We start from the raw sequence: 6,696 nt of genomic DNA, 5'->3' as shown, positions 1-6,696 counted from the left end.
GTCGCCGACACGACCAGCCCGTCGCTGGCGGCCTTGCCCAACGGTGGTTACGAGGTCGCCTGGAAGGGCGGCGACGGGAGGCTGTGGATCGCGACGGGCAGCGGCACCAACATGAACAAGCCCACCGAACCGTGGCTCCTCGGCGTCGACAGCAATGGCAGTTCTTCCAGCCCGTCGCTCGTGACACTGCCCAACGGTGGTTACGAGGCCGCCTGGAAGGGCGGCGACGGGAGGCTGTGGATCGCGACGGGCAGCGGCACCAACATGAACCAGCCCGCTGAGCCGTGGCTCCTCGGCGTGGCGTAATCACCTCACACAGGATCAGACAGCGTCCTGCGGTTCCTGAGAGGGGAGCCGCAGAACGCTGCTCTGCCCACACCACAGACCGGGTCCGCAACCGGCAAAAGCGCGGCTCGCGCGGTGGGCGACCGCCGAAGTTCGACAAGGACGACTACAAGCAGCGGCATGCGGTCGAGTGCGGGATCAACCGGCTCAAGCGCCACCGGGCCGTCGCCACCAGGTACGACAAACTCGCCGTCCGCTACGAAGCGACAGTGCTGGTCGCAGCCATCAACGAATGGCTGCGACCAGCACTGTCGGACGACCCTAGTCGGCCTGTGGCCACTGCCAGCCGAGCTGGAAGAACAGGCCGAGGCGGTCGCTTACCGCCCGAATCTCGGTGATCTTCCCCGCAGCCACGGTGAAGATCCAGATGGCCTCATTCTCGAAGCTCCGGCCGGTCGGCTCAGGCATGCGTGGATGGGCACCACCGTGGACGCCGCGCTGGGTGACCCGCGCGACCACCCGATCTCCCTCGCCAATCAGTTCATCCACCCGGATGGTAAGTGGGTCGAACGCGGCCAGTTGCTGACGCAGACCTTCGAATGCGGCTCCCGGCTCGTCGACCTCACCATGGATGATCTTGTTGTGGTCCACGACATCATGCGCCATGAACTGGGGCAGGTCTCCCAGCCGACGGTCACTCACCGCCTCGAAGAAGCCCACAATCACTCTTTTGCAGTCGTCCACCACGGTGGTCGCCCCCCTCTGATCGTTTGACGGTCAGAGCGAGACTACTCACATGCCGCAAGGCTCCGTTCCCACCCCGATCAAGCAGTTGTGACCAGCACTTTCGCAACAGGCCCTAGGCCCGGCTCCGGTACTGAGCCCGGCTCCGGCACCGGGTGCAGGCCGGCGCGGGCCTGGCTCCGGGGCTCAGCCCGGCCCCGGTGCTCCCTTCGTGGTCGTCAGGCGAGGTTCTGGCTGGCCAGGGCCGCGGAGAGTTCGCGGGCGATCTGCTGGAGCACCGGCACGATCTTCTCCGTGGCCGTCTCCGTGACCCGCCCCGCCGGCCCGGAGATGGAGATGGCCGCCGCCGTGGGCGAGTCGGGCACGGAGACCGCGAGGCACCGCACCCCGATCTCCTGCTCGTTGTCGTCGACGGCGTATCCCAGCCGCCGGACGTCCTCCAGCGCCGCGAGGAAGCCCTCCGGCGTGGTGATCGTCTTCTCCGTCGCGGCCGGCATGCCCGTCCGCGCCAGCAGCGCCCGCACCTCGTCGTCCGGCACCCCGGCCAGCAGCGCCTTGCCCACGCCGGTGGAGTGCGGCAGCACCCGGCGGCCCACCTCGGTGAACATGCGCATCGAGTGCTTGGAGGGCACCTGGGCCACGTAGACGATCTCGTCGCCGTCGAGCAGGGCCATGTTCGCCGTCTCGCCCGTCTCCTCCACCAGCCGGGCCAGGTACGGCCGCGCCCAGGTGCCGAGCAGCCGGGCCGCGGACTCGCCGAGCCGGATCAGGCGGGGGCCGAGCGCGTACCGCCGGTTGGCCTGCTGGCGGACGTACCCGCAGGCGACGAGGGTGCGCATCAGCCGGTGGATGGTCGGCAGCGGCAGTCCGCTGGCCGCGGACAGCTCGCTCAGGCCGACCTCGCCGCCCGCGTCCGCCATCCGCTCGAGCAGGTCGAAGGCGCGCTCCAGGGACTGCACCCCGCCGGCGGCGGAGGGCTTGGCGGAGTCGGTGGTGCTGGCGCTGGACGTCGGCACGGCGCGTTCCTTTCGGGGCTGGCGGGAGGGCAGAAGCCTACCCGGCAGGCGGTTGACTCCCCGCTTGTAGATAGCTACGTTCTGTCTATCGGAATTGTAATTCCGCTTTGTGGAAACGTCCAGAGCGGGCACTCCGAGTGCGCCGTCCAGAAGTGTGCCCCTTGACGGCGAAGAAGTGGGAGTGAAGACTCCTTCAACAGAACGTTGAAGTCCGTTACGGGGGTGTACCTCCCGTTTCCTGGGCGTACAACGGCAGTGGAGAGAGGGGTTCGGGTGTCCGACGCTGAACTGGTGCTGCGTTCCACGCGCGTGATCACCCCGGAGGGGACACGGGCCGCCGGCGTCACCGTGTCCGCCGGGATCATCACGGCCGTCCTGCCGTACGACGCCGAGATCCCGGCCGCGGCCCGGCTCGTGGACGTCGGCGACCACGTCGTGCTGCCCGGCCTGGTCGACACCCACGTGCACGTCAACGACCCGGGGCGCACCGAGTGGGAGGGCTTCTGGACCGCCACCCGCGCGGCGGCGGCCGGCGGCATCACCACGCTCATCGACATGCCGCTCAACTCCCTCCCGCCCACCACGACCGTCGACCACCTGCGGATCAAGCAGGCCGTCGCCCGCGACAAGGCGCACGTCGACGTCGGCTTCTGGGGCGGCGCGCTGCCCGACAACGTCAAGGACCTGCGCCCGCTGCACGACGCCGGCGTCTTCGGCTTCAAGGCCTTCCTGTCACCCTCCGGCGTGGACGAGTTCCCGCACCTGGACCAGGACGGGCTCGCCCGGTCCCTGGCCGAGATCGCCGGCTTCGACGGACTGCTGATCGTGCACGCCGAGGATCCGCACCACCTCGCCGCGGCCCCGCAGCACGGCGGCCCCAGGTACGCCGACTTCCTCGCCTCCCGCCCGCGCGACGCCGAGGACACGGCCATCGCGCACCTCGTCGCGCAGGCCCGCCGCCTCGACGCACGCGTGCACGTGCTGCACCTGTCCTCCGGCGACGCGTTGCCGCTGATCCGCGCCGCCCGGGCCGAGGGCGTGCGGGTCACCGTCGAGACCTGCCCGCACTACCTCACCCTGACCGCCGAGGAAGTCCCCGACGGCGCCAGCGAGTTCAAGTGCTGCCCGCCCATCCGCGAGGCCGCCAACCAGGACCTGCTCTGGGCGGCCCTGGCCGACGGCACCATCGACTGCGTGGTCACCGATCACTCGCCCTCCACGGCCGACCTGAAGACGGACGACTTCGCCACCGCCTGGGGCGGCATCTCCGGCCTGCAGCTCAGCCTCCCCGCCGTCTGGACGGAGGCCCGCAGGCGCGGGCACACGCTGGAGGACGTCGTCCGCTGGATGTCCACGCGGACCGCCGCCCTGGCGGGTCTCGGCGCGCGCAAGGGCGCCATCGCCCCCGGCCGGGACGCCGACTTCGCCGTCCTCGCCCCCGACGAGACCTTCACCGTCGACCCTGCCGGCCTCCAGCACCGCAACCGGGTCACCGCCTACGCCGGCAGGACCCTGCACGGTGTCGTGAAGTCCACCTGGCTGCGCGGCGAACGCATCGTCCGCGACGGCGAGTTCACCGAGCCGAAGGGCACGCTGCTCAGCCGCCCCCAGTGAGCCACCCCCCGTACCCGGCCGACTCCAGAGAGGATCCCCTGATCACCGTGACGGCGATACCGAGTTTCACCGGCGACGCGAACCCCTACGGAGGCGGCGACCCGTACGCGGACTACCGCACCGCCGACTTCCCCTTCACCCAGTACGCCAACCTCGCCGACCGCCGGCTCGGAGCCGGTGTCATCGCCGCCAACGACGAGTTCTTCGCCCAGCGCGAGAACCTGCTGGTGCCCGAGCGGGCCGAGTTCGACCCCGAGCACTTCGGCCACAAGGGCAAGATCATGGACGGCTGGGAGACCCGCCGGCGGCGCGGCGCGTCCGCGGAGCACCCGTGGCCGGCCGCCGAGGACCACGACTGGGCGCTGGTCCGGCTCGGGGCGCCCGGGGTGATCCGCGGGATCGTCGTCGACACCGCCCACTTCCGCGGCAACTACCCGCAGGCCGTCTCGGTCGAGGGGGCCCGCGTACCCGGCTCCCCCTCCCCGGAGGAACTGCTGGGCGAGGACGTGAAGTGGACGACACTGGTCCCGCGCACCGCCGTCGGCGGCCACGCGGCCAACGGCTTCGCGGTCGGTGTCGAACAGTGCTTCACGCACCTGCGGGTCAGCCAGCACCCCGACGGGGGCATCGCCCGCCTGCGCGTGTACGGCGAGGTCGTGCCCGCCCCGGAGTGGCTCGCGGCCCTCGGTACCTTCGACGTGGTCGCCCTGGAGAACGGCGGCCGGGTCGAGGACGCCTCGGACCTCTTCTACTCCCCGGCCACCAACACCATCCAGCCGGGCCGCTCCCGCAAGATGGACGACGGCTGGGAGACCCGCCGCCGCCGCGACCGGGGCAACGACTGGATCCGCTACCGGCTCGTGGCCCGGTCGCAGATCCGCGCGGTCGAGATCGACACCGCCTACCTGAAGGGCAACAGCGCCGGCTGGGCGTCGGTGTCGGTCCGGGACGGCGAGGACGGGGAGTGGACCGAGGTCGTCCCGCGCACCCGCCTGCAGCCCGACACCGACCACCGCTTCGTCCTTCCGGAGCCGGCGGTCGGCACCCACGCGCGGATCGACATCTTCCCCGACGGCGGCATCTCCCGGCTGCGCCTGTTCGGCTCCCTGACCGAGGAGGGCGCACGCTCCCTCGCCGCCCGCCACCAGGAACTGGGCGGCTGATCCTCGCCCACGCGCGTGGGGCGCCCCGGCCCGACAGCACCGGGGCGCCCCGCGCGTTCACCCGTGCGGACGCCCGTGCCCGGCCGCCGGAACTCTTCCCTCCTCCTCATGCGTTCTCCCGGTGTGACCCTTCAGCAAGAGATCGTCGGCAACGCCATGCAGATGGCGGTCGTCAACCTGCGCCCCGGCCAGACCGTGTACTGCGAGGCCGGGAAGTTCCTGTTCAAGACGGTGAACGTGACCATGGAGACCCGCCTGTCCGGCCCGTCCGGCAGTGGTGGGCAGCAGCAGAGTGGCGGGGGCATGGGCGGCCTGCTCCGCCAGGCCATGGGGACGGCCATGCAGGTCGGCCAGCGCATGCTCGCGGGCGAGTCGCTCGCCTTCCAGTACTTCAGCGCCCAGGGCGGCGAGGGCACGGTCGGCTTCGCCGGCGTCCTCCCCGGCGAGATGCGCGCCCTGGAACTGGACGGCACGCGCGCCTGGTTCGCCGAGAAGGACGCCTTCGTGGCCGCCGAGTCCACCGTCGACTTCGGCATCGCCTTCGCCGGCGGCCGCACCGGCACGAGCGGCGGCGAGGGCTTCGTCCTGGAGAAGTTCACCGGGCACGGCACGGTGATCATCGCCGGAGCGGGCAACTTCATCGACCTGAACCCGGCGGACTTCGGCGGCCGCATCGAGGTCGACACCGGCTGTGTGGTCGCCTTCGAGGAGGGCATCCAGTACGGCGTCCAGCGCGTCGGCGGCCTCAACCGGCAGGGCATCATGAACGCCGTCTTCGGCGGCGAGGGCCTGTCCCTGGCCACCCTGGAGGGCAACGGCCGGGTGATCCTGCAGTCCCTCACCATCGAGAGCCTCGCCAACGCCCTGAAGAAGGCCCAGGGCGGCGACAAGCAGGGACCGACCGGGGGTCTGTTCTCCACCCACACCGGCTGAACCGACGGGTCCCGGGCGGTCGCCCCGGTCGGCAGGTTAACTTCCCGGGAACTCCCCGTGGGTGAACGGAGAATCCTCAACTCTGTCGTTGACATGTCAACGTCTACGCGCGTCATCATGAGGCATGCGAATTCCCCCACGCGCCACCCGCGCCGGCGCCGCAGCCGCGCTCCTGTCCGCCCTCCTCATGGGCGGAACCGTCACCGCCACCACGGCGAACGCCGCGGCCGCGCAGGCCGGCAGCGTCTGCTACGGCGACCTGCCGTCGCAGGCCCACGACACCCTGGGCCTCATCGCCCGGGGCGGCCCCTACCCGTACGCGCAGGACGGGGTCGTCTTCCAGAACCGGGAGGGCGTGCTGCCCGGGCAGCCGTCCGGCTACTACCACGAGTACACGGTCAAGACCCCCGGCTCCGCCACCCGCGGTGCCCGCCGCATCGTCACGGGCGGGGCGTACGAGGAGGACTACTACACCCCCGACCACTACGCCACGTTCGACCTGGTCGACTTCGGCTGCTGACCCCGCGGCACCGGCGGCCGCGGGTCAGTCCGGCCCGTGGCTCCCGGCGGCGGCGAAGAGGGCCAGCGCCAGCACGATCAACGCGATGCTCGCGTAGATCCGGTAGCCGTCGAGGACACCCCACCACAGGGTGATGCCCCAGCGCAGCCTGCCCGTCAGCTCGTACGCCAGACCGCCCGTGCCCTGCACCAGGGCGAGAAACCCGAAGAACTCCAGCAGACGCCTCATGCCACGACCCTCGCCCCGCGGCCCGCACCCATCCATCGGCCGTGGGACGAGCACAGGGTGCCGAAAGACTGCGCCGCGGCCGGCGGCGGGCCGACCGAAGTCGACCGCGAGGCCGACTTTCGTCCACGATCCACGGCGTCCGGTGGGCGATCGGCGGGCGAGGGACGCGGCACGGCGCCCTCGGTGCGTAGAT

Annotated in this window: 8 protein-coding genes; 5 read left to right on the top strand and 3 right to left on the bottom strand. The window is 71.2% G+C overall.

Going from position 1 to position 6,696, the window contains the following annotated elements:
* A partial coding sequence (locus IE312_RS31415) for a hypothetical protein (protein WP_229900659.1) occupies positions 1-306 on the top strand: 306 nt, incomplete at its 5' end.
* A 300-nt stretch (positions 307-606) separates the two neighbouring features.
* On the opposite strand, the gene IE312_RS31405 is transcribed toward IE312_RS31415, so the two are convergent.
* Positions 607-1,005 (bottom strand): ester cyclase, encoded by a 399-nt coding sequence (locus IE312_RS31405; RefSeq protein ID WP_229900658.1) that lies wholly within the window; start codon positions 1,003-1,005, stop codon positions 607-609.
* Positions 1,006-1,247: 242 nt separating this feature from the next.
* Positions 1,248-2,045 carry an IclR family transcriptional regulator gene (locus IE312_RS31400; RefSeq protein ID WP_189985653.1) on the bottom strand — a complete coding sequence of 266 codons (798 nt, stop codon included), beginning with the start codon at positions 2,043-2,045 and terminating at the stop codon, positions 1,248-1,250.
* Between the two features lie 273 nt (positions 2,046-2,318).
* Between IE312_RS31400 and allB the strand changes: the two genes are divergently transcribed.
* The 4 genes from allB (at position 2,319) to IE312_RS31380 (ending at position 6,275) form a co-directional block, all read left to right on the top strand.
* Positions 2,319-3,659, top strand: a complete 1,341-nt coding sequence (gene allB / locus IE312_RS31395) for an allantoinase AllB (protein WP_189985652.1) — start codon at positions 2,319-2,321, stop codon at positions 3,657-3,659.
* A 47-nt stretch (positions 3,660-3,706) separates the two neighbouring features.
* The gene (gene alc / locus IE312_RS31390; RefSeq protein WP_189985651.1) at positions 3,707-4,822 is read left to right on the top strand and encodes an allantoicase; all 1,116 of its coding nucleotides are present in this window, start codon (positions 3,707-3,709) and stop codon (positions 4,820-4,822) included.
* 123 nt (positions 4,823-4,945) lie between these two features.
* Positions 4,946-5,755, top strand: a complete 810-nt coding sequence (locus IE312_RS31385; protein WP_189985715.1) for an AIM24 family protein — start codon at positions 4,946-4,948, stop codon at positions 5,753-5,755.
* A 124-nt stretch (positions 5,756-5,879) separates the two neighbouring features.
* Positions 5,880-6,275 carry a ribonuclease domain-containing protein gene (locus tag IE312_RS31380; protein ID WP_189985650.1) on the top strand — a complete coding sequence of 132 codons (396 nt, stop codon included), beginning with the start codon at positions 5,880-5,882 and terminating at the stop codon, positions 6,273-6,275.
* A 24-nt stretch (positions 6,276-6,299) separates the two neighbouring features.
* Here the strand turns inward: IE312_RS31380 and IE312_RS31375 are convergent, their stop codons facing one another.
* Positions 6,300-6,503, bottom strand: a complete 204-nt coding sequence (locus tag IE312_RS31375; RefSeq protein ID WP_189985649.1) for a hypothetical protein — start codon at positions 6,501-6,503, stop codon at positions 6,300-6,302.
* Between the last annotated feature and the right edge of the window lie 193 nt (positions 6,504-6,696).

It is taken from the genome of Streptomyces capoamus (assembly GCF_014654935.1).
GTDB classification, from domain to species: domain Bacteria; phylum Actinomycetota; class Actinomycetes; order Streptomycetales; family Streptomycetaceae; genus Streptomyces; species Streptomyces capoamus.
Note: the sequence above shows the minus strand (reverse complement) of the source record. Positions and strands in the feature narration are given on the sequence as shown.

Excerpts from the sequence above, each read along its gene's own strand:
- IE312_RS31375 (WP_189985649.1), bottom strand. The coding sequence starts at position 6,503 with ATGAGGCGTCTGCTGGAGTTCTTCGGGTTTCTCGCCCTGGTGCAGGGC.
- IE312_RS31380 (WP_189985650.1), top strand. The coding sequence starts at position 5,880 with ATGCGAATTCCCCCACGCGCCACCCGCGCCGGCGCCGCAGCCGCGCTC.